This is a genomic window from Rhizobium sp. RSm-3, from assembly GCF_001854685.1.
Classification (GTDB): domain Bacteria; phylum Pseudomonadota; class Alphaproteobacteria; order Rhizobiales; family Rhizobiaceae; genus Rhizobium; species Rhizobium ecuadorense.
On record NZ_MAWZ01000013.1, the window covers coordinates 374,196 to 395,945 of the forward strand.

Consider the following 21,750-nt stretch of genomic DNA (forward strand, 5'->3'; position numbering starts at 1 on the left):
ACTGGATCGATTGCTCGGGCTGCGCCCGACCGCAGCTCACCCACGTCCGCGATAGGTGGCGACACCTTGCTCCGGCAGCCACACGCCTTCCGGCGGCTTGCCCGTCTGCCAGAACACGTCGATCGGAATGCCGCCTCGCGGATACCAGTAGGCGCCGATCCTCAGCCACTTGGGATCGAGCAGTTCGACGATGCGCTTGGCGATGTAGATCGAGCAATCCTCGTGGAATGCGCCGTGGTTGCGGAAGGAATGCAGGAAGAGCTTCAGCGACTTCGATTCCACCAGCCATTCGCCCGGAATGTAATCGATGACGATATGGGCGAAATCCGGCTGTCCGGTCATCGGGCAGAGCGAGGTGAACTCCGGCGCGGTGAAGCGCACCACGTAGTCGGTGCCGGCATGGTTGGACGGCACTTTTTCAAGCACCGCCGCCTCCGGCGATTGTGCGGTTTCGGTTTGCTGGCCCAGCATCGACAGGCTGGAAACATCGGTATTCGGCATCATGCCTCCTTGACGACTTTGACGCGGATGCCATGGGCCTTTTCGCCCTCCGGCTCCACGTGAATGGCTATTTTGGCGCCCTCGTGCACCGCACTGATGGCATCCTCAAGGCGGTCGCATATATCATGCGCCTGCCGCACGGACATAGTGCCGGGCACCACCATATGAAAATCGATGAAGGTGACGGCGCCCGCCCGCCTGGTCTTCAGGTCGTGCACGCCGATCGAACCCGCGGCATGGGTGGCAATCGCCTGCTTGATCGCCTCCTCGTTCAGCGGATCGACGGCCTGGTCCATCAGTCCGCCAATCGATTGCGAGATCACTTTCCAGCCCTGATAAAGGATGTTGACGGCGACGAGAATGGCAAGCACCGGGTCGAAGATCGCATAGCCTGTCGCCAGCGCCAGCAGCAGGCCGACGAGCACGCCGGCGGAGGTCACCACATCGGACATGATATGCTGCCCGTCGGCGGCAAGCGCCGCCGAGCGGTGTTTGCGCCCGGTCCGGATCAACAGCCGCGCCCAGACCGCGTTGATGACACCGGCCGCGACATTGATTGCCAGGCCGAGCCCCGGCGCATCAAGCATGCGCGGCTCGGCGAGGTAACCGACAGCCTCGTTGACGATCAGAAGTGCGGCGACGACGATCAGCACGCCTTCAGTGACGGCTGACAGATATTCCGCCTTGTGATGGCCGAAAGGATGGTCGTGATCTGCCGGCTTCTGCGCATAGCGGATGACGAAAAAGGCGATGAAAGCGGCAACGACGTTGACCGTTGATTCCAGCCCGTCCGATAGCAGTGCCACCGACCCGGTGACCCACCAGGCCACCATCTTCAGGCCCATGACGCCGAGCGACAGCGGAATCCCCCACATCGCCAGCGTCCGAACCGTAAGGTCGCCGTTGTCACTCATATCGTCCCCCTGCGGTTGCGAATGAATTGCAGCTCTTAAGCCATTGAAACGCAAAACCGCCCACGCGACTATCGCGAAGGCGGTTCAGTTGAAGGTGGTATGGGTGATGAAGCAGGATTTGTCAAAGGGAATGAAACGTCGTTCACGGGCGGCTGCCGGACGGTTCAAGGAGCCGGGTCGGAACGGACCGGCTGCGGCCAGCGCAGGAGCGCGGCCTGCCCTGCCGGTGTCAGCGCGTAGATACCCTTTTCTATTCGCTCGAACCATCCATAGACGTTGTCGCGCAGGATCGCTCCGGCGTTGGCCGCAAGTTCCTTCATCTCCCGCGGCCGCTTGAGCCCCTGCTCGAGTGCCGAGGCGCAGAGCAGCGCCTGCTGACGATAGGCGGTCATGATCGGTGCGCGCGAACCGCCGCCGACGGCGGGATCGCCACGGCGGCGCTGGTGCTCGCTGACGAGGCGCGAGCGCCGCTTCGGGTTGGTCCGTGGCATCGGCGAGATCGAACTGACGATGATGCTGACCTCGCCGCCGTCGGAGACGCCGAGCATGCCGATGCCGAGCCGCCGGCAGAGGTCGCGGTAGCGCCTGTCGGCCTCTCGCCCGCGTCCCTTGGCGGAAACGCGCGCCGCGATCCAGACTTCATCGCTCATCGCCGCACGGTCGACCGCCTGGAGGAGGAGTTCGAGGTTGAAGGAGAGTTTCAATTCGCAGACCACCACGACCGGCGGGTCGCCATCGCTCAAGCCGACGAGATCGCATTTTCCGACCTCACCCTTCACGACATAGCCGGCGGCCTCCAGGAAGGCTTTGACGGGCAGGTAAAGCGACGTCTCCATGGCACACCGATGCCTCAGGCGGCGTTGAGATCGGCAATCTCGCCATATCGCGCCAGCAGTCGCGGTGAGGACATATCGCCGGTTTCCTCGTCGACGATCACGGCATAGGCCGCCACGCCGACGAAACGCTCAGCCATCGCCGAGGCGATCTTTTCCGCGCTGACGGAGTTCGATGCCTGGCGCATTTCGCCGGGCACGAGATTGCCGCGGTTCTTGCGATAAGGGAGAACGATGAACTTTTCACTGGCCACGGCAACGGGTTCCGGTTGATCGTTCCTGAAATGTTCTGATTTGCTAGGGAAAGTCAACCGAACTTTTCGGCAGACGCCCGCCCTTCCCGCAAACGCAGGAAGGGCGAAGGAATTGCGCTCAGGCAGCCTTCGTCTTCGCCTTGCGCGCCAGATGCGCCACGACATTTTCGATCATCCGCATGCCGGCATCGCCGCCGAGCGTCATGATCGATTCCGGGTGGAACTGCACCGCGGCGATCGGCTCCTTGGCGTGTTCGATGCCCATGATCGTGCCGTCCTCGCTTTCCGCCGTGATGATGAACTCGCGCGGCAGCGTCGAGGGATCGGCGAAGATCGAGTGGTAGCGGCCAACCGTTACTTCCCTGGAAAGGCCGGAGAAGACGATGCCCGGCTCCAGCACCCGGATGCGCGAGGGCTTGCCGTGCATCGGCAGCGCCAGATGGCGCAATTCCCCGCCATAGGCTTCGGCGAGCGCCTGCAGGCCGAGGCAGACTCCGAAGATCGGCAGGTTGCGCGCCCGGGCCTTCTTGATCGTCGCCTTGCAGTCGAAATCCTTGGGCGTTCCGGGTCCTGGCGATAGCACGACCAGATCCGGGTTCAGCCGGTCGAAGATTTCCTCCGGCACCGGCGTGCGCACTGTCGAAACGGTCGCCCCCGTCTGGCGGAAATAATTGGCAAGCGTGTGAACGAAGCTGTCCTCATGGTCGACGAGCAGGATGCTGACGCCCTTGCCGACGCTTGCGACATCGCGCTGGGTCTTGCCGGAATTGCCGGTCTTGGCGTCGCGGATGGCGGAAAGCATGGCAGAGGCCTTCAGTTCTGTTTCGGCTTCTTCTTCGTGCGGGTCGGAATCGTTGAGCAGCGTCGCACCGGCGCGCACCTCGGCGATACCGTCCTTGATGCGCACGGTGCGCAGCGTCAGGCCGGTGTTCATGTCGCCGTTGAAGCCGACCATGCCGATCGCGCCACCATACCATGCGCGCGGGCTTTTTTCACGGCTCTCGATGAAGCGCATCGCCCAGAGCTTCGGGGCGCCGGTGACGGTGACGGCCCAGGCGTGGCTGAGGAAACCGTCGAAGGCATCCATGTCGTCGCGCAGCCTGCCCTCGATATGGTCGACCGTGTGGATGAGGCGCGAATACATTTCGATCTGCCGGCGGCCGATCACCTTGACCGAGCCGGGCTCGCAGACGCGGCTCTTGTCGTTGCGGTCGACATCGGAGCACATGGTCAGCTCGGATTCGTCCTTCTTCGAATTCAGAAGCTTCAGGATCTGCTCGCTGTCGGCGATCGGGTCGTCACCGCGCTTGATCGTGCCCGAGATCGGGCAGGTCTCGATCCGTCGGCCGGAAACGCGCACGAACATTTCGGGCGAAGCGCCGACCAGATATTCCTGGTGGCCGAGATTGATGAAGAAGGAATAGGGCGACGGATTGATCGCCTTCAGCCGCTTGGAAATGTCGGAAGGCTTGCTCTCGCAGCGCTCCATGAATTTCTGCCCGGGGACGACTTCGAAGAGGTCGCCCTTGCGGAAACTTTCCTTCGCCTTGACGACGAGCTCCGCATATTCGCCCGGCCGATGATCGCTCTTCGGGGGAATGGCATCCGTGTGCTTGAAAGGCTCCGGCGCAATATCTTGAGCCTTGCCTTCCGTCGTCACGCCGCCTTTGGCGAAATCGTAACGGTCGATCCACGCCTTGGCGGCGTAGTTGTCGACGACGAGGATCTCGTCGGGCAGGTAGAGCACCATGTCGCGCTGGTCAGACGGTCGCGTCAGCTTCAGCTCGATCGCGTCGAACTGGAAGGCGATGTCGTAGCCGAAGGCGCCGTAAAGCCCGAGGCTCGCATCCGCCTGCGAATAAAACAGATCGGTGACGGCGCGCAGCACGGTAAAGACCGTCGGCATCTTCGAGCGCTCTTCCTCGGTAAACACCCGGTCCGGCGCCTTGACCGAGAGGTCGAGACGGCGGGCGGAGGAAGCGCCAAGCACGAGGTCGGACACCGTTTTCAGCCGCTCGGTCACGAAGCCGAGCAGCACCTCGCCGCGTTCATTATAGGCTTCGATCCAGACGTCGCGCCCGAAGGAGGAGATGCCGAGCGGCGGATCGACGACGGCGGTATCCCAGCGCGTATAGCGGCCCGGATATTCATAGTTCGACGAGAAAACCGCACCGCGGCGCTCGTCGAGCTTGTCGATATAGGAAGAGACCGCATCGCCGTAGGGGATCGCCCGCCGCTGCCGCGTGACTGATATGCCGCCCTTCGTCTCGTAGATTTCCGCACCATCATCCCGCAGGATCGTTACCATTGTTCCACTCCGTTATCGGGGCCCGGACGACAGGCGCCGATAAATAAAAAAGCCGCCTCGAAGTTTCGGGCGGCTCACTCGTCGTCTTTGGACACGATTGGTCGAGGCCGCCTTAGCGAGCCCACCACCAAACAGCAATGTTCAAGGACTTGATCATGGAGGAAACAGTTAGCCTGAGATCAGCCGCCGCGCAAGAGGCGATTGCGCGAATGAAAGGGGCGGCCCGAAAGCCGCCCCTGCCCCAGCCTTGAAGGCATGACTGGCTCAGAAGGTCTTGGTGAGCGACACCTTGAATGTGCGGCCAGGCTCGGAATACCACTCCTGCGGCTGGGACGCCGCCGCCGAACTGAGATTGACGTCGCGCACGGCGAGCGCGTTGTAGTGCTCCTGGTCGAAGATGTTATAGACACCAGCTTGAACGCGCAGGCCCGGCAGCTGTTCCGGCGTCCACCAGCCAGTCAGGTCCACGATGGCATAACCGGGCGCATCGAAGGTCGTGTCGGCAGTGTTGGTGATGGGCGTCTTGAGGTGATCGGTCAGCATGCCGGCAGAAAGCGTCGAGGAAAGGTCGAAGCCGAAAGTCTCGTTGCTCCAGCCGCCGCCGACAATCGCCTTGAACGGGGCCACCGAGCGCAGCCGCTGGGTGGTTTCCTCGTTCCTGCCATAAGCATAGGCGAGCGACGCATGAAGGTTGATGCCGTTGTTGAAGGTCTTGACGGCGCTGGCTTCAATACCCGAGATCGTGGCTGCTGCCACGTTCGTGTAATTGAACTCCGTGAAGCCGGTCGCGTCGACGCTCGTCACCGTCTGGATGAAGTTCTGGTAGCGGGTGTGGAAAAGCGCGACCCTTCCGGTAACATCGCCCGTGTCAAAATTGGCGCCGACTTCGATGCCGCGGCCGATTTCCGGTTCCAGATCGGGATTGCCAAGCTGGGCGTAGCGACCCGTGGGGTTGTAGAAACGGCTGTAGAGTTCGTCGACGGTGGGCGCACGGAAACCGACCGCCAGTTGCATGTAGAGCTCTACGTCAGGCGTCAGGTCGTATGTCGCAAGGATCTTCGGCGACAGGGCGGCTTCCGTCCGGTCGCGAAGACCACCGAAACGGGTAAGGCCGGTATTGTTGGCAAAATCGCCGCCGGTCGAGGGATCGTAGCTGAGCCAGTCGAAGCGGAAGCCGGGTGTCAGCGCGAAGCCGGTATTGCCGATCTCGATCTTGTCTTCGACAACAAGACCAAGGGTCTGGCTGTCCACATTGGGAACTTCCGCCTGGTTGTTCAGTGCCGGGCATGTTGTCGATGTGGGGCAAAGAGCCCAGCTATATTGGCTCCAGTTGGAGACGCCGACGTCGAGGCCGACGCGAACGGAATGACTGAGACCGGAATATTCGAAATCCTTCGTCGCCGTACCGCTGAAGCCCCAGGTTTCGTTTTCGATCTCGTTGTTGCGGCCATAGGCAACATTGGCGGTCGTACGGCCCCTGCTACCGGCTTCCTTCTTCAAATCCAGCCAATAAAGCGTGGCGCGCGCACTGCTGAAGAACGCGTCGGAAGACTGCGCTTCATAGTCATAATCGAGCGATACACGATCGCGGTCGCGCCGTTCGCGGCCGTCATAATTGTCGATCATGTAGGGGCGCCCGGTTCCCTGCAGTTCTCTCAGGTCGGTCTTGAGATCGCGGCGGAACCGTTCCGCCGTCAGGCCGATGCGATGGCCGCCTTCCAGGTCCTGGCGCAGCTTGAAGAGCAGGTTGTTCTGATCGAAGTCAGCCGGATTCGCCTGGGTACGGAAACGACCATAGCTGTCGTTATCGCCCATATTGTCGCGTTCATGGCCTTTGCGGTAGCCGCCCTGGAACAGGATCGAGGTGCCGCCGATCTTCTTGGCGGCGGCAGCCGAGCCGGAAAGACTCCTGTCTTCGCTGTCATAGGTCGACTTGACGATCGCACCCCAGTCCCGGCCTTCGGGGATGAGATCCTCCGGCTCCAGCGTATTGAGAACGATGGCGCCGCCGAGCATGCCTGAACCGCCCTTGCTCGAATCCGCGCCGCGCACGATATCGAGCGAGGACAGCGAGTCGAAATCGAAAGTGTCGCCGCCACCATTGGCGTTGGCCGGCGCAAAAGCGCCCTGGCGCGAGCTGTTCGAAATGTAGGGGATCGGAATTCCGTCGATCGTGGTCAGGATGCGAGCACCGGAAAGGCCGCGCAGGTTGAAGCCGGCGTCGCCGCGCGAATAGTTTACGCCCGCATCGATGCTACGGCCGATATCGTCATAATTGGTGACCTGCTTCTCTTCCAGTTGCTTCTGGGTGATCTCCGTTGCAAGCGGCGTATCGGCGACGCTGCCCGGCGCCACGCGGTTGCCCTTGACGACGATCTTCTGCAGAACGGTGCTGTCATCCGTCGTCGCCTGCGGCGTGGTCGCCGCAGCGCTTTGCGCGAAAGACTGCGAAACAGGAAGAACAGCTGCAACTGCCGTGCAAACCAATAGAACCGAGCGCCAATACCGGACGATCATAACCTACCCTCTCATGATGATTACCGGGCTGGCTGGTCGTGGCGCGTCGAACGCTCGAGGGGCTGGCTGGGCTTTTGCGGATGAAGACGGTGCGAAATTCCGCCTTCTTTTCGCCGCATAAAAAACATGAGAAGTTTTGTCAACATAATCCGATGACTTATGCTGAATATACCAATCAAGTTTTAACGATCTTTCCTGACGTTGCGCAATTGCAACGAAAACCGCCATAATGCGTTACCCCCTACGCGATCGACATGACGGAAACGGATGCGTTGAGAAAACTTTCGATACTGGCGATCCTCCTCGCGGCAGCCACCTTTCTTGGCGGTGCCCGCCTGCCCCCGCATGGTCCCTTACCCCAACCTCGGCCGGATACCGGCGATACGACCAGCCCTGCCCCGCTGCCTGACAAGGCTGAACCGCCGGCACCCGATGACGTGCCCGCACCTCAGCCGAAGCCTGATGTGAAGGAGCCTGAGACACGGGAACCGGACCAGCCGTTGGCGCCCCAAACCGAACCCGGAAAGCCCGAACCGGCAAAGCCCGCGCCGGCAGAACCGATGCAGGGTCCGCCGCTGCCGCCGGGCAAAGGCCCGCAGACGCCGGAGGAAGACAATAAGCCACCCGCCGAACAGACGCTCGAAGAGCAGCATCTGACGATCGAACCCGAAAACGATGCAGAGCACGCGGAATGCACCGCTGCGCTCAAGGCCTTGGGCGTCGTCTTCAAGGACGCGCCGCGCATCGACGACGGGAACGGCTGCGGGATCGACAAGCCGATCATCGTTTCCGAAGCCCTGCCCGGCATCACGCTGAAGCCGGAGGCGACGATCCGCTGCCCGGCCGCACTCGCCCTTGCCCGCTGGATGAAGGAGAGCGTGATCCCCGCCGCCTCCGCCGCCCTGCCGGAACAGCGGCGTCTCACCACCGTCAACCAGGCGACGTCCTATATGTGCCGCCTGCGCAACGGCGCCGGAACAGGCAAGATCTCCGAACATGCCCGCGGCAACGCCATCGATATTGCAAGTTTCCATTTCGAAAAGGGCGAGGACGTCGCCGTCCGCTCCCGCCGCGAGGACTCCACACTAACCGGCGCCTTCCAGCGCACCGTCAGCGCCGCCGGCTGCCTCTATTTCACCACCGTCCTCGACCCCGAAAGCGACGCTGCCCATGAAACCCATTTCCATCTCGACGTGATCGAACGGAAGGGGGGCTATCGTTATTGCCATTGATCATTCAACGAATGCGATCTTGCTTGAATTGTGCCGCGAAATACCCAAATCGAAGCTGCAACCGGGTAAAGAGGATCAGCGACAAATGAAGATCGTGGCGAACATCATCGCGGCACTCCTGATCGTCACTGTCGGCTTCATCTTTACCGGTGAATTCCATTGGGTCTTTGCCATCGGCATGCTGCTTCTCGGTACGCTGCAAAGCCTTTTCATCCAGCTATTTATCGATCCAGACTTTGAAAAGTGCCGAGAGCGTCGTCTGGTCGGGCGCTTTGGAAAGCCGTTCTCTGATCAGAACAACCCTTCGACATAGCCCTGCTCGTTCAGGAAAATCCGCTCCGCCGACGGTGATTTCGGCAGGCCGGGCATGGTCATGATCTCGCCGGTGATGGCGACGACGAAGCCGGCTCCGGCCGAAAGCCGCACCTCGCGCACAGTAACGATGTGGCCTTCCGGCGCGCCGCGCAGATTCGGATCGGTGGAGAAGGAATATTGCGTCTTCGCCATGCAGACCGGCAGCTTGCCGTAGCCCTGCTCCTCCCATGTCTGCAACTGGTCGCGCACCGCCTTGTCGGCCGTCACCTCGCCGGCATGGTAGATCTTCGAGGCGACGATCTCGATCTTCTCGAACAGCGAAATATCGTCGCCATAGAGCGGCCGGAATTTCGTCTGGCCGGATTCGGCCAGTTCCACTACCTTGTGTGCCAGTTCCTCGATCCCGGCCGAACCCAGCGCCCAGTGACGGCAAAGGATCGCCTCGGCGCCGAGCCGCGACACAAATTCCTTCACCGCCGCGATCTCGGCGTCGGTATCGGAGACGAAATGGTTGATCGCCACGACGACCGGCACGCCGAACCGGCGCACATTGGCGACATGCCGGCCAAGATTGGCGCAGCCCTTCTTCAGCGCCGCGACATCCTCCGTGCCGAGATCTTCCTTCTTCACCCCACCATTCATCTTCAGCGCCCGGACGGTTGCGACGATGACCGCCGCATCCGGCTTCAGCCCGGCCTTGCGGCACTTGATGTCGAAAAATTTCTCGGCGCCGAGATCGGCACCGAAACCCGCTTCCGTCACCACATAGTCGCCGAGCTTGAGCGCCGTCTTCGTCGCCGTCACCGAATTGCAGCCATGGGCGATATTGGCGAAGGGCCCGCCATGCACGAAGGCCGGATTATTCTCCAGCGTCTGCACGAGGTTCGGCTGCATCGCATCCTTCAGGAGCACCGCCATGGCGCCGTCGGCTTTCAGGTCGCGCGCATGCACCGGCGTCCTGTCGAAGCGATAGCCGATGATGATGTCGCCGAGCCGCCGCTCCAGATCCTTGAGATCGGTGGCGAGGCAGAGGATCGCCATCACTTCGGAGGCGACGGTGATGTCGAACCCGCCCTGGCGCGGGAAGCCGTTGGCAACGCCGCCGAGCGAGGAGACCATGCTTCTGAGCGCCCGGTCGTTCATATCCATGACCCGCCGCCAGGTGATGCGGCGGATATCGATATTCTCTTCATTGCCCCAGTAGATGTGATTGTCGATCATCGCCGCCAAGAGATTGTGCGCCGAGGTGATCGCATGGAAATCGCCGGTGAAATGCAGGTTGATGTCTTCCATCGGCACGACCTGCGCATAACCGCCGCCGGCCGCGCCACCCTTGACGCCGAAGCAGGGGCCGAGAGAGGCCTCGCGGATGCAGATGATGGCTTTCTTGCCGATCCGGTTCAGCCCGTCGCCGAGCCCGACGGTGGTCGTCGTCTTGCCCTCGCCCGCCGGCGTCGGATTGATCGCAGTGACGAGGATCAGCCTGCCGTCCTTCTTGTCCGCTTCTCCGGCGATGAATTCGGCGCTGACCTTTGCCTTGTCGTGACCGTAGGGAACGAGATGCTCGACCGGTATGCCGAGCTTCGCCCCGATTTCGAAGATCGGCTTTTTGGCCGCAGCACGCGCGATTTCGATATCGGATTTGATCGCTGGCATGGATGTTCCCCGTCCCGGCCTTCCGCCGGGCGCGGAGGCGTTGCTCTCTCCTCATCGGGATAGCGAAATATCGGCGGGGTGTGAATAGTGCAGCGCCTTGCGGCCGCCACGCTGGATGTTTATGTGGCGGTCAAAGATCGCGATTTCCCCCGAGGTGAAAACATGAAAGCACTGGAACTCATCATCGAGCGCATCATTCTGTCGAGCCGCTGGATCCTCGTCGCCTTCTATATCGGTCTGGTCGCGGCGCTAGCCGTCTATGCCGTTTCCTTCGGCTATAAGCTTCTGAAGATCGCCGCCGGCGTCTTCGCTCTCGACGAGGCCGAGATGATCCTTGCCATGCTCAGCCTGATCGATGCGGCCCTCGTCGCAAGCCTGATCGTCATGGTGATGATCTCCGGTTATGAAAATTTCGTCAGCCGCTTCGATGAAGCCAGCGAAGCCGACAACGAAGTCTCCTTCCTCGGCAAGCTCGATTCGGGCAGCCTGAAGATCAAGGTCGCCTCCTCGATCGTCGCCATCTCCTCCATCCATCTGCTGCAGGTCTTCCTCAACGCCGACAAATATGCGGATGGCAAGATCATGTGGCTGACGCTGATGCACCTCGCCTTCGTCGCCTCCGCCGTCATGCTCGGCTTCCTGGAGAAGCTGATGAGCGCGACGTCGAAGAATGACTTGAAGGATAAGGCTTAGAGAAGGGAAGAGAGACGCTTCGACAGCGGGAACGCCGAGTTACTCTCTTCCGCAATCTGATATCAATTTAGCGAGGCAGCAGCAGGAGCGATCCCTGCCTCGGCTTTTCTCGGGCACCGGAGACTTTCATTGGCATCGGGTCCACACAGGCGATAACCGGGTTCGTCACCATAAGGGATGATACCATTGATGATGCCAAGCTCGAGCGCCTGGGAACGAGGTATGGTCTTTTGCCCAATCGAGCTGGCGAGCATCATCGTCTCGAAAGACTCGGCATTGACGCCCATCTCGTCAACATAGGCGAAGAATTTTGGATATTCAGCCTTCGTGGGTCTGACGAGGCCGATATCGGAATATCCGACAAGACGCGGCGTTCCGCTCATCAGGACGAGAGTACAGGTCGAAAGGCAGTATGCACCGCCGGCAGAGACTTCGCCCTTGGTCGGCCCGCTTTTGACCATGTTCGCCTTGCAGCGCGGATCCAGCGTTGGGCAGTTGGGTAACCGCGTTCTGCCAATCGAGGTCTCCAGGCCAGCAGCCCGGATCATACGCCCCATCGCGAAAGCCGCATCCATGTCTCCGCCATTGGACTGAAGAACGACCGGCAGCTTTTTTTCGCCACGCGTTTTCAAGATCGCCTTCAGCCGAGCCGGGGTCTCCGGCGTGATGTCTCCTTCCGCAGAAATCCACTGCGTGCACTCGTCCTGGCAATTGCCGTCATACATCACCAGAAAATCCATCGGCCGGCTTTCCGGCTCGCGGGTGACCGCAGCCGCATCCTGGGCCGGCGCCTCGGCCGCCGGGCGGCGGTGACAAACGGCCTCAGCCGCCGCGTCCGACGCGCAAAGCGGCATGCCGGGCCATTCGTTATACGCCAACACGTCGGTTGCGAGGCCCATTCGAAGTGCGTCTTCGGGCGGTACGACGTTAATTTTGTCAGGCGTGGCACTCATCATCACACCGACTAGATCGGCGCTGACGCCCATTTCCTTCAGATAGGCGGTCAGGGCAGCGGCTGCCTTCTTTCCAAGTTTGGTCGAACTGCTTTGCCCCGCTGACTTGCGTCCAACCTCCTTGCGGGAGATTTCCGTCTTCTTGCCGTTCACCATCTTGTATTCGATGCGATAGGAAACGCGCACCTTGCTATAAATGGTGGTGATCTGATGGACGCCGATGAACGCCCATTGCGGCGCCGCACGCACGGTTCCGCCAGCAAACACCAGCGGACAAGCGGAAAAGCAGTATGCACCATAGGAATAGGTGTCACCAAGCGAGGCCCCGTCCTTTGCGACAGCAGCATCGCAACGCATGTCTTCCGCCGGGCAGTCCTTCAGCCGGGTGCCGCCGACCGCTGTTTCCAGTCCGGCCTTGCGGATCATTCGGCCCATTGCATAGGCCGCGTCGACTTCACCCCCCTCCGAAAGAAAGACAATCGGCAATTTCCGCTCGCCGATCTTCTTCAGAATTTTTCGGAGCTGAGCCGGCGTATCCGAGGTTATACGTCCCTCTGCCGATATCCATTCCGGACAGTCTTCCATGCACAGGAGACTGCGCACGAGGATGAAGCGCATCGGCGGCTGCCCCGCCTGCTTCTTCTGCCCGGCAGCCTGCGAGGTTGCAGATCCGATCAGCAGGGTCAGAAATAATAAAACAAGCAATATCGGGGAAAATAGGGACTTCACGAAAAAAGAAATCGCAGAGCGCACGATTAAATTGCCTCAATTATACATGGCAAGACGCTTAGCAATTGCGTTGATCACCAGCAAGCCGGTTTTCGACAAGTGTTGCCGCCAGACACTTTCCAAGGCGATTCTCTTCCTGCATCACTGCGCGAGACCCATGACTATACGCATGGAGGAAGTCCAAGATACCACAACGCTATATTTGCAAGTCGCAACTCAACTAAAGCGCGATCCCCTGTCGATAATTTTACACAATATGAGTAAATCAGCAGATGTGAAGTCAATTGGGACTAGCATTCGGCCGCCTTTCTGTGTTTGATAGCGTTAACATTGGGACTGCCGGGGGCGTATAAATGTCTTACATGACCACCTCTGAAAGACAGTCATTGCTTTCGTCAGAGCTCGCCACTGCCCGAACGCGCAGTCTGTTTGCCCAAGCGCTCGGCAGGGTCTCCGCAGCTTTTGGATTGTCGCATGCGACGCTGATGCACGCGCCCTCCCCGGAAGATCTCCTGTTGAAACCCCTGCTGATCGAAAGTTCGCTTCCGGCCGCTTACATCAGGGAGTTCGACCGCGCGCACATGATGCGCGGCTGCCCTTTCGGCTTACGGCTGAGGGAATCCGCCGTCCCGCCGGCCTGGCACCTCAACGACGCCGTCAATGGTCAGGCCTTCCCCGCCGAGCTACGTGCCCTGATGCTGCGCCATGCCATACCGGCGGGTGTTGCCATGCCGACCATTGCAGCCAATGGCCAGCGCCTGGTCTTCTGGTTCTGCGGCGAGCGCGCCGCACTCGGCCAGAGCGAGGTCAACGAGCTGGCGATGATCATTCTGCATGCCCTCGACGCATACAACGCAGTCAAGCGGAACGAGGAATGCGCGCATAACGCGCTGTCGACAAGAGAACTAGAGGTTGTGCGCTGGACTGCCCAGGGCAAGACCTCGATCGAAATCGGCCAGATCCTGACGCTCTCGGACCATACGGTGAATGCTTATATGACGAATGCGATCAAAAAGCTCGATTGCGTCAACCGCACCCAGCTGGTCGCCAAGGCAATTCGATTGAAGCTGATCAACTGAGGTATCGGAAGAGAGTCAGGACGTCGTCCCGTGATCTGGGGGACCCGTGATCTGGGGGAAACGTGTCTCTTCGCTTCGAACAGCCCATCATGGACAAGATGGAGCAATCCCGCGCCCACATTGGCATCACCGATGCGGAAATCGTCCAGATGCTTGCTGCCTATCGCCTTTTCGGCTTCTGGCGCATCGACATCGAGACAGGGCATTTCTTTGCAAGCGAGGATGTGCACGCAATCTTCGACCTCCCCTACAGCGACGGGCCCGTCAATCTGACCGAGCTGATGTCGCGCATCCACGAGGATGATCGCAGCCTGATCGCTCAGACCTTCGAAGAGGCGAGCCTTCGCGGCGTCGGCTTCCATTTCGTATACCGCGTCGACAATCGGCTTGGCGGCCACAAGCTGGTGCGCAGCGTCGGCCGCTTCCGGGACGGTGAAAGCGGCGGCGGCATCGTCGGCGTCACCTATGAGTTCGTCGAGAAACTGCGCGTCGTCGGCTTCGAGGACAATACGACGCGCCGCTGACTCCAGAAGGTGTTAACGGTCGAGCACGGAACGGATTTCGACGAGGTTCGAACGCACCCTCAGAATATAGAAGCCCATGGTGGCGAGATGGCTCGGCATGATCCAGCCGTCCTCGCGTCCGTTCGAGATGATCGCCGGCTGGATACGCAGTGCCGCTTGGAACTGCCGCATCGTGCTGCCCCAGACCGCACCGAGATTACGCTCCTGCACCACCTGCGAGAAATCCGCCTGCGCGGCGGCAAGGATGGCGTAATAGGCGTAGAGCTGGCCGTAGGCGAACCAGAACCGGTCGTCGGCACGCGTATCGAACCAGCCGCGATTATGATTTTCCGAACGCTCGGCGAGCATGTCGGACGTGCCGCCGAGATCGTTGGCGATGCGGTCGATGAACTGCATGAGGTTGTCGGCGCGGCCGTCGAAAATGACATTGCAGGCGGAAAGATCGGTGTTGAACTTGCGCAAGCTGCCGATCGCCGAGCGGTAATAAGAGGGCGTCGGCGTTTTCGGCCCGAAAGGATTGAGCCCGAAATACCAGCTGTATTCGTCGAACTGCAGGTTGCCGCGGGCGCTCTGCAGATCGTTGTTGATACCAGACGTGCCGCGCACGCGCCCCAGCGTATCGACAAGCTCCGCCGACGTCCGCCGGACCGCCTGATTGATGCCCCGCTGGAACGACGCCTTGTTGTCGAGGAAAGGCGTGTGATCCCAGTCGATGCCGAAAAAGCCCATTTTATAGAGCAGCATGGAAGAGATCCATGCGTTCTGGTTGACATTGAAGTCGGTCAGGTCGGCCGTGACGTCGACGATGGCCGAACGCTGGCAGGTCTTGGAGGCCGAGGTGTTGCTTCCCTCGGCGACCGGTACTTCCTGCCCGGCGGCGACCTTGCGTTCGGAAAGCCGGTATTGATCGACAAAGGCCGTGTTGAAATTCGACCAGGCCTGCGTCTGCCAGAAGAAATAGCCGTAAAGCACGACCAAGAGCGCCACCAGCGCGATGACCGGCAGCCGGATCATCCAGCTCCGGCGCTGATACCAGCCATGCGCGGCAAGAAAGGGCCAGAAGGCCCAGGCGGAAAACAGGCGGGCCCAGCGACCGATCATCTGGCCGATCAGCCTGAAAAAACCGGCTATCCGGTCAAGCATCGTCGTCTCCTGTAAGGCGAGGCGAACACCACAGCGCCGCGCGTCTTTTCAGACGCGCCAACGACGCTGTAACACTTTCAATTACTGCATAACTCCTTAAATCGACTCCGATTTAAGGAGTTATGCAGTGGGACATTGCCACACCCACATATGCGCTCGACGGGCCGAGCACAACACGAGCCCTTCGATTTTTCGGATTGAAGGAATCGCCGCAGGGGCGCGGACCAGGCCCTACGGGTCAGGAACGCAGGAAAGGCAGGCTGAAACGGAAGGACTTGCGCGCCGTGTCGATCAGAGGCGCTCCCGATGTCCCCGGCAGCGGTTCGGCATAGGTCGGAAACCTGCCGGTAAATTCCAGATCGGCGCGGCTCTTGCGCCGTTCCAGATCCTGAGCAACCAGCGTACCCTTCGCAAACAGCCCGATCGGCGCGGCAATATCGGGAAAGAGTTCCGGCTTGATCCGCATCTTCATCCCCGGCCTGTCGGTATCGACCTGCGCCTGGTAGATGATCAGCCGTTCCTCGACGTCGATCATCAGCTTGCGCAGCAGCACGTTGCAGGCAGCGATCCGGCCGTTCAGCGAATCGACAAAGGTCTGGAACAGGCCGATGAAACGCTCGCGCCGCTGGCTGTCGTCGCGCATCTCGTGCTCGCCGGCGGAGATCTGCTCGGCCTCGGCCTTCAGCGCCCGCCGCTCCGCCTCCATCTGCTCCCAATGCGCCCTGTTGCCGTAGACGCCGATACGGCCCTGCGTCGTCAGCGCCTTGGCGTTGAGCTCCTTCATTTTGAGGCGGGCGATATCGATGGAATCGACCAGCCGGCGCCGTTGCTCGACGATGTCGACCAGACCGCGTTCGGCGGCCCTGTGCCGTTCGATGATCGCAGCGCGCTGGCCGCCGATCAGCCTGGCGAGCGCATCCGATTTCGTCAGAAGTTCGAGCAGCCGTTCGATGACCGGAGCCTCGCGCACGCGGTCGGTATACATGCGCCACATCCGCTGGCGTGACGTCCAGCCGGCCAGCTTCTCGCGCAGCGTCAGCGCCCGGAAACTGTCGAGATCGGCCGAAACCTCGGCCGTCAGCCGGTCAAGGGAGAAGACCAGTTCGGCCTGCAGGGCGTCGAGTGCTGCAGCATCGGCGATATGGTCCTGGAACCGGGCATTCTGCTCGAGGAAGATCTCGTCGGCCGAACGTGCTTCATCGCCGCCGAAGGCGCTGATCGCGGCCACGCAATAGGCTCCGTCGGCCGCAATCCTCTCGGCAAGGCTGCAGGCAGTTTCGTATTGGCTTTGGAATGGCGGAGGTTTGCGCACAGGCCTCTCCAGGAATCTCGTATTGTCCAAGCTAGAGCATGATGCCGAAAAGTGTGAAGCGGTTTTCCGTCCGGAATGGCGTAAAATGGAAAGCAGGTCGCTTGCGCTGCTAAAAACAGGCGGCATCGCGGCTTCAGACCGGCTCGGCGATCCAGGCCCCGTTCATCGCTTCGTCCCAATGCCTGCGGCAGAGCGAGACATATTTCTCATTGCCGCCGACATCGATCTGCGCGCCTTCGTGCAGCACTTTGCCCTCCGCGTCGAGCCGCACCACCATCGTCGCCTTGCGCCCGCAATGGCAGATCGTCCGCACCTCGCGCATTTCGTCGGCGATCGCCAGCAGTTCCTGCGAGGCCGGAAACAATTTGCCCTGGAAATCGGTTCGGAGGCCATAGACCATCACAGGAATGCCGAGCCTGTCGACGACGCGGGCAAGCTGCCAGACATGGGCAGGCGTCATGAAATGCGCCTCGTCGACGAAGACACAGGCAATCGGCGCCCCTTCTCCGCTCAGCGCCGCGATCAGCCGAAACAGGTCCTCGTGCGGCTCGAAGGGAATGGCGCTCGCCTCCAGCCCGATCCGCGAGCCGATGACCCCCCGGCCGGTGCGCTCGTCGAAGGCGGCGATCAGTTGCACCGTGCGCATGCCGCGCTCCTGGTAATTGTAGGAGGCCTGCAGCAGCATCGTCGACTTGCCGGCGTTCATCGTCGAGTAGTTGAAATAGAGTTTTGCCATCCGATCTCTCCTTGATCGGTTTATTGAAAGCTAAGAATGGCAAAGGAAAGCCCCCTGCGCGCGATAATCACAAGAATCCCAGCCCGAAAATCGCCGGGTCGCCTGAAAACCAGGTGCCGCGAAAAATCCGCCGACGTCGCAATCGCATGGGTCGATACGACGCAAACGCACTCAGGTCGCTTGTCAAACTCGGCTATTGGTGGTTGGCTTGGGAACTTAAAGACTGGGAGTCTAAAATGAAAACAACAAGCACGTTCAAACTCGTTACCGCAACTGCCGTCGCCGCCCTCTCCGTTGCGACCGCCGCCTTCGCCGCCGATCCCGACAGCTGCTCCACCGTCCGCTTCTCGGATGTCGGCTGGACTGACATTACCGCCACCACCGCCACCGCCTCCGTCGTCCTGAAGAGCATCGGCTATCAGACCGACGTCAAGGTTCTCTCGGTGCCGGTCACCTATACCTCGCTGAAGAACAAGGACATCGACATCTTCCTCGGCAACTGGATGCCGACGCAGGAAAAGGATGTCCGCCCCTATCTCGACGACAAGTCGGTCGAATCCTTCGGCCCCAACCTCGTCGGCGCCAAGTACACGCTCGCCACCAACGCTAAGGGTGCGGAACTCGGCATCAAGGACTTCAAGGATATTGCCGCTCATAAGGATGATCTCGACGGCAAGATCTACGGCATCGAGCCCGGCAATGACGGCAACCGCCTGGTCATGGACCTGATCGAAAAGAACACCTTCGGCATGAAGGATCTGGAGGTCGTCGAATCCTCCGAACAGGGCATGCTCGCCCAGGTCGCCCGTGCCGACAAGGCGGGCAAGCCCGTTGTCTTCCTCGGCTGGGAACCGCATCCGATGAACACCAACTTCAAGCTGACCTACCTCACCGGCGGTGACGATGTCTTCGGCCCCGATTTCGGCGGCGCCAAGGTCTATACCAATGTCCGCGCCGGCTATGTCGGCGAGTGCCCGAACGTCGGCGCGATGCTGAAGAACCTGACGTTCTCCCTCGACATGGAGAACCAGATCATGGGCAAGATCCTCGACGACGGCAAAGAGCCGGAAGCTGCGGCTACCGAATGGCTGAAGGCGAACCCTGCCGCCCTCGAGCCCTGGCTCGCCGGCGTCAAGACCCGCGACGGCAAGGGCGACGCGCTGGCGGCCGCCAAGACCGGCCTCGGCCTTTGATGATATGAACGGGGCGGCTCGCCGCCCCGTTTCATTTTTGTCCGATTGTTGATTTTTTTTGGATAGGCGCTCCCTTGAATTGGATCACCGAATTTAAAATTCCCATCGGCCCAGGGGCCAAAGCCTTCGTCGACTGGCTGACCTCGAACGGCGCATGGTTCTTCGACCAGCTCGCCTTCCTCCTGTCCAGCGCCATAGACGGCCTGCTCTTCGTGCTGCAGAAGCCTCACCCGCTGATCGTCATCGCTGCCATCACCGCCATCGCCTTCTGGCTGCGCCGGTCGATTGCGATCGCCCTCTTCACCTGTCTTGGGCTGCTGCTCATCGTGAACCAGGACTACTGGAAGGAGACGACGGAGACGCTGGCGCTGGTGCTGGCCGCCACCTTCGTCTGTATGGTGATCGGCATTCCGCTCGGCATTGCCGCCGCCCGCCGCCCCTGGGTCTATGCCGCAATGCGTCCGGTGCTCGATCTCATGCAGACCATCCCGACATTCGTCTATCTGATCCCGGCACTCATCCTGTTCGGCCTCGGCATGGTGCCGGGCCTGATCGCCACCGTCATCTTCGCGATCCCCGCCCCCATCCGCCTGACGCGCCTCGGCATCATCTCGACGCCGCCGTCACTGGTGGAAGCCGCCGTCGCCTTCGGCGCGCGGCCGATGCAGGTGCTGCGCAAGGTCGAACTTCCCTTCGCCGCGCCGCAGATCATGGCGGGCCTCACCCAGACCATCATGCTGTCGCTGTCGATGGTTGTTATTGCCGCCCTCGTCGGCGCTCCCGGGCTCGGCGTGCCGGTCGTGCGCGCGCTGAACACCGTCAACATAGCGAAAGGCTTCGACGCCGGTTTCTGTATCGTCATCCTGGCGATCATTCTCGACCGCATATTCCGCGCAGGGGACGAAGGAGACGGCGCATGACGGCGATAGATTTCAAGAATGTCAGCATCATCTTCGGCGATCGGCCGCAAACGGCCCTTGCCATGGCCGACCAGGGCAAAACGCGCGACGAGATCGGTGCAGCCACCGGCCTGGTGCTCGGCGTCGCCAATGCGTCGCTGACGATCGAGGAAGGCGAGATCCTGGTGCTGATGGGCCTTTCGGGCTCAGGCAAGTCGACGCTGCTGCGCGCCGTCAACGGGCTCGCTCCCGTGGTGCGCGGCGATGTTGCGGTCTCCACCGCCACCGGCTCCGTCAACCCCTACAAATGCAATGCCAAGGCCCTGCGGGAACTGCGCACCCACACCGTCTCCATGGTGTTCCAGCAGTTCGCCCTCCTGCCCTGGCGCACCGTCGCCGAGAATGTCGGCTTTGGCCTCGAGCTCGCCGGCATGCCGGAGGCCGAGCGCAAGGTCCGCATCGGCGAGCAGCTCGAACTCGTCAACCTGACGAAATGGGCCGACCGCAAGGTCAACGAACTCTCAGGCGGCATGCAGCAGCGCGTCGGGCTTGCCCGCGCCTTTGCCACCGGCGCCCCGATCCTGCTGATGGACGAGCCGTTCTCGGCGCTCGACCCGTTGATCCGCACCCGCCTGCAGGACGAGCTCCTGGAGTTCCAGCGGCGGCTGAAGAAGACCATCCTCTTCGTCAGCCACGATCTCGACGAGGCCTTCCGCATCGGCAACCGCATCGCCATCATGGAGGGCGGCCGCATCATCCAGTGCGGAACGCCGCATGACATCGTCAAGAACCCCGCCGACCAGTATGTCGCCGATTTTGTGCAGCATCTCAACCCGATCACCATGCTGACGGCGGCCGACGTGATGCAGTCCGGCCTCGGTCAGACAGCCGCCGGAATGAGTGTCAGCGCCACGGCCCGCGCCGAGACACCGCTCGTCGATATCCTCGATGCCCTTGCCCGCCAGCCGGGCAGTATCGGCATCGTCGAGAACGGCACGATCGTCGGCACCATCTCGGCCCAGGACATCGTCGCCGGTCTCACCCGCCATCGCCGCAAGCAGGACGCTTGATGTTTTCAATCCGCTTTGCCACAAAGCGGATATGAAGGATCAGCCCTCGCCCATACGCGAAACCGACGACGACGCCCGCAAACTCGCCCGCGTGCTGCTGCGCTCCGCGCGGCACGCGGCGATTGCCGTTCTCGACCCCGAGACCGGCTTTCCCTTCGCCAGCCGTGTGCTCGTCGCGACCGATATTGACGGCACCCCCGTCATTCTCGTTTCGAAACTCTCGGCCCATACCAAAGCGCTCGGCCGTGACGCGCGCGCCTCACTCCTGACCGGCGAGCCCGGCAAGGGCGATCCGCTCGCCCACCCTCGCCTGACGACCCAATGCCTGGCGGAACCCGTCGAGCGCGGCAACGCCTTCCACGAGCGTCTGCGCACTCGTTTTCTCGCCCGCCACAGCAAGGCGAAGCTCTATATCGACTTTCCCGATTTTCTCTTTTTTCGCCTCAAACCGGAGCGGGCCAGCCTCAATGGCGGCTTTGGCCGCGCCTACCAGCTCGATGGGAACGATCTCATCATCCAGTCGGCCGCGAATGAGGAGATTGCCGCCGGCGCGGCAGAAACAGTGCGAGATTTAGTAGCACGCCACCCCGACATCGCAAAGACCCTCGCTGCCAGGCTAAAAGCGCCGAAATCGGCTTCCTGGCGCATTTGTGGTATCGATCTCTCAGGTTTTGACCTGATTTCCGGCGATTTTCTGCTGCGATATGAATTCGAAACCCTCGCTGGGGATGCCGATCACGTTTGTTCAAACATATCTAAAATAGCATACTCGATACCTTAAATTTAGGTATATACAATCTTCGACCCCACTTGCTAGTTTTGGGGCGTCGGTCGAAATCCGACTGACGGCCTGTGCCAACACGCATGATGTACGTTTCGCATTAGGAAG

The 21,750-nt window shown here is 61.1% G+C and carries 20 protein-coding genes; 9 read left to right on the plus strand and 11 right to left on the minus strand.

Features of this window, described 5'->3' with window-relative positions:
* Positions 1-36 precede the first annotated feature (36 nt).
* From queF to BBJ66_RS15055, 6 genes are all read right to left on the minus strand, one after another.
* Positions 37-501, minus strand: coding sequence for a preQ(1) synthase (gene queF, locus BBJ66_RS15030; protein ID WP_054182552.1), 465 nt, complete (start codon positions 499-501; stop codon positions 37-39).
* Positions 501-1,415 (minus strand): CDF family cation efflux transporter EmfA, encoded by a 915-nt coding sequence (gene emfA, locus BBJ66_RS15035; protein WP_049736155.1) that lies wholly within the window; start codon positions 1,413-1,415, stop codon positions 501-503. The genes queF and emfA overlap by 1 nt, the downstream gene beginning before the upstream one ends.
* Positions 1,416-1,579: 164 nt before the next feature.
* Complete coding sequence (locus BBJ66_RS15040; protein WP_049736154.1) at positions 1,580-2,251, minus strand: DUF2161 domain-containing phosphodiesterase; 672 nt, start codon at positions 2,249-2,251, stop codon at positions 1,580-1,582.
* Between the two features lie 14 nt (positions 2,252-2,265).
* Positions 2,266-2,502: a hypothetical protein gene (locus tag BBJ66_RS15045; protein ID WP_037078786.1), complete on the minus strand. Its 237-nt coding sequence runs from the start codon at positions 2,500-2,502 to the stop codon at positions 2,266-2,268.
* A 118-nt stretch (positions 2,503-2,620) separates the two neighbouring features.
* Positions 2,621-4,810 (minus strand): anthranilate synthase, encoded by a 2,190-nt coding sequence (locus BBJ66_RS15050; protein ID WP_071087961.1) that lies wholly within the window; start codon positions 4,808-4,810, stop codon positions 2,621-2,623.
* A gap of 264 nt (positions 4,811-5,074) precedes the next feature.
* Entirely contained in the window at positions 5,075-7,327 is a 2,253-nt protein-coding gene (locus BBJ66_RS15055; RefSeq protein WP_071087963.1) for a TonB-dependent hemoglobin/transferrin/lactoferrin family receptor, read from the minus strand.
* Between the two features lie 254 nt (positions 7,328-7,581).
* Here BBJ66_RS15055 and BBJ66_RS15060 point away from each other — a divergent pair, with 254 nt between their 5' ends.
* Positions 7,582-8,559, plus strand: a complete 978-nt coding sequence (locus tag BBJ66_RS15060; RefSeq protein WP_071087965.1) for an extensin-like domain-containing protein — start codon at positions 7,582-7,584, stop codon at positions 8,557-8,559.
* A gap of 85 nt (positions 8,560-8,644) precedes the next feature.
* The gene (locus BBJ66_RS15065) at positions 8,645-8,872 is read left to right on the plus strand and encodes a hypothetical protein (protein ID WP_071087967.1); all 228 of its coding nucleotides are present in this window, start codon (positions 8,645-8,647) and stop codon (positions 8,870-8,872) included.
* Here BBJ66_RS15065 and BBJ66_RS15070 read toward each other — a convergent pair.
* Entirely contained in the window at positions 8,851-10,530 is a 1,680-nt protein-coding gene (locus BBJ66_RS15070) for a formate--tetrahydrofolate ligase (RefSeq protein WP_071087969.1), read from the minus strand. The two genes, BBJ66_RS15065 and BBJ66_RS15070, sit on opposite strands and share 22 nt — an antisense overlap.
* Positions 10,531-10,692: 162 nt before the next feature.
* On the opposite strand from BBJ66_RS15070, the gene BBJ66_RS15075 reads away from it, so the two are divergent.
* The gene (locus BBJ66_RS15075) at positions 10,693-11,223 is read left to right on the plus strand and encodes a TIGR00645 family protein (RefSeq protein ID WP_082336911.1); all 531 of its coding nucleotides are present in this window, start codon (positions 10,693-10,695) and stop codon (positions 11,221-11,223) included.
* A gap of 62 nt (positions 11,224-11,285) precedes the next feature.
* Here the strand turns inward: BBJ66_RS15075 and BBJ66_RS15080 are convergent, their stop codons facing one another.
* Positions 11,286-12,929 carry a hypothetical protein gene (locus BBJ66_RS15080; protein ID WP_071087971.1) on the minus strand — a complete coding sequence of 548 codons (1,644 nt, stop codon included), beginning with the start codon at positions 12,927-12,929 and terminating at the stop codon, positions 11,286-11,288.
* Between the two features lie 329 nt (positions 12,930-13,258).
* Between BBJ66_RS15080 and BBJ66_RS15085 the strand changes: the two genes are divergently transcribed.
* Positions 13,259-13,984: a helix-turn-helix transcriptional regulator gene (locus BBJ66_RS15085; protein WP_049736147.1), complete on the plus strand. Its 726-nt coding sequence runs from the start codon at positions 13,259-13,261 to the stop codon at positions 13,982-13,984.
* A 62-nt stretch (positions 13,985-14,046) separates the two neighbouring features.
* Positions 14,047-14,508, plus strand: a complete 462-nt coding sequence (locus BBJ66_RS15090) for a PAS domain-containing protein (protein ID WP_049736146.1) — start codon at positions 14,047-14,049, stop codon at positions 14,506-14,508.
* A gap of 12 nt (positions 14,509-14,520) precedes the next feature.
* On the opposite strand, the gene BBJ66_RS15095 is transcribed toward BBJ66_RS15090, so the two are convergent.
* From BBJ66_RS15095 to BBJ66_RS15105, 3 genes are all read right to left on the minus strand, one after another.
* Positions 14,521-15,651, minus strand: a complete 1,131-nt coding sequence (locus tag BBJ66_RS15095; RefSeq protein WP_049736145.1) for a DUF2333 family protein — start codon at positions 15,649-15,651, stop codon at positions 14,521-14,523.
* 238 nt (positions 15,652-15,889) lie between these two features.
* Positions 15,890-16,963 (minus strand): hypothetical protein, encoded by a 1,074-nt coding sequence (locus BBJ66_RS15100; protein WP_049736144.1) that lies wholly within the window; start codon positions 16,961-16,963, stop codon positions 15,890-15,892.
* A gap of 133 nt (positions 16,964-17,096) precedes the next feature.
* Positions 17,097-17,699, minus strand: a complete 603-nt coding sequence (locus BBJ66_RS15105; protein WP_049736143.1) for a thymidine kinase — start codon at positions 17,697-17,699, stop codon at positions 17,097-17,099.
* A gap of 236 nt (positions 17,700-17,935) precedes the next feature.
* On the opposite strand from BBJ66_RS15105, the gene BBJ66_RS15110 reads away from it, so the two are divergent.
* From BBJ66_RS15110 to BBJ66_RS15125, 4 genes are all read left to right on the plus strand, one after another.
* Complete coding sequence (locus tag BBJ66_RS15110) at positions 17,936-18,892, plus strand: choline ABC transporter substrate-binding protein (protein ID WP_049736142.1); 957 nt, start codon at positions 17,936-17,938, stop codon at positions 18,890-18,892.
* 74 nt (positions 18,893-18,966) lie between these two features.
* Complete coding sequence (choW, locus tag BBJ66_RS15115; protein WP_049736141.1) at positions 18,967-19,812, plus strand: choline ABC transporter permease subunit; 846 nt, start codon at positions 18,967-18,969, stop codon at positions 19,810-19,812.
* Positions 19,809-20,861 (plus strand): choline ABC transporter ATP-binding protein, encoded by a 1,053-nt coding sequence (gene choV / locus BBJ66_RS15120; RefSeq protein WP_049736140.1) that lies wholly within the window; start codon positions 19,809-19,811, stop codon positions 20,859-20,861. The genes choW and choV overlap by 4 nt, the downstream gene beginning before the upstream one ends.
* 31 nt (positions 20,862-20,892) lie before the next feature.
* Positions 20,893-21,642, plus strand: coding sequence for a HugZ family pyridoxamine 5'-phosphate oxidase (locus tag BBJ66_RS15125; protein ID WP_071087973.1), 750 nt, complete (start codon positions 20,893-20,895; stop codon positions 21,640-21,642).
* The last annotated feature ends 108 nt before the right edge of the window (positions 21,643-21,750 follow it).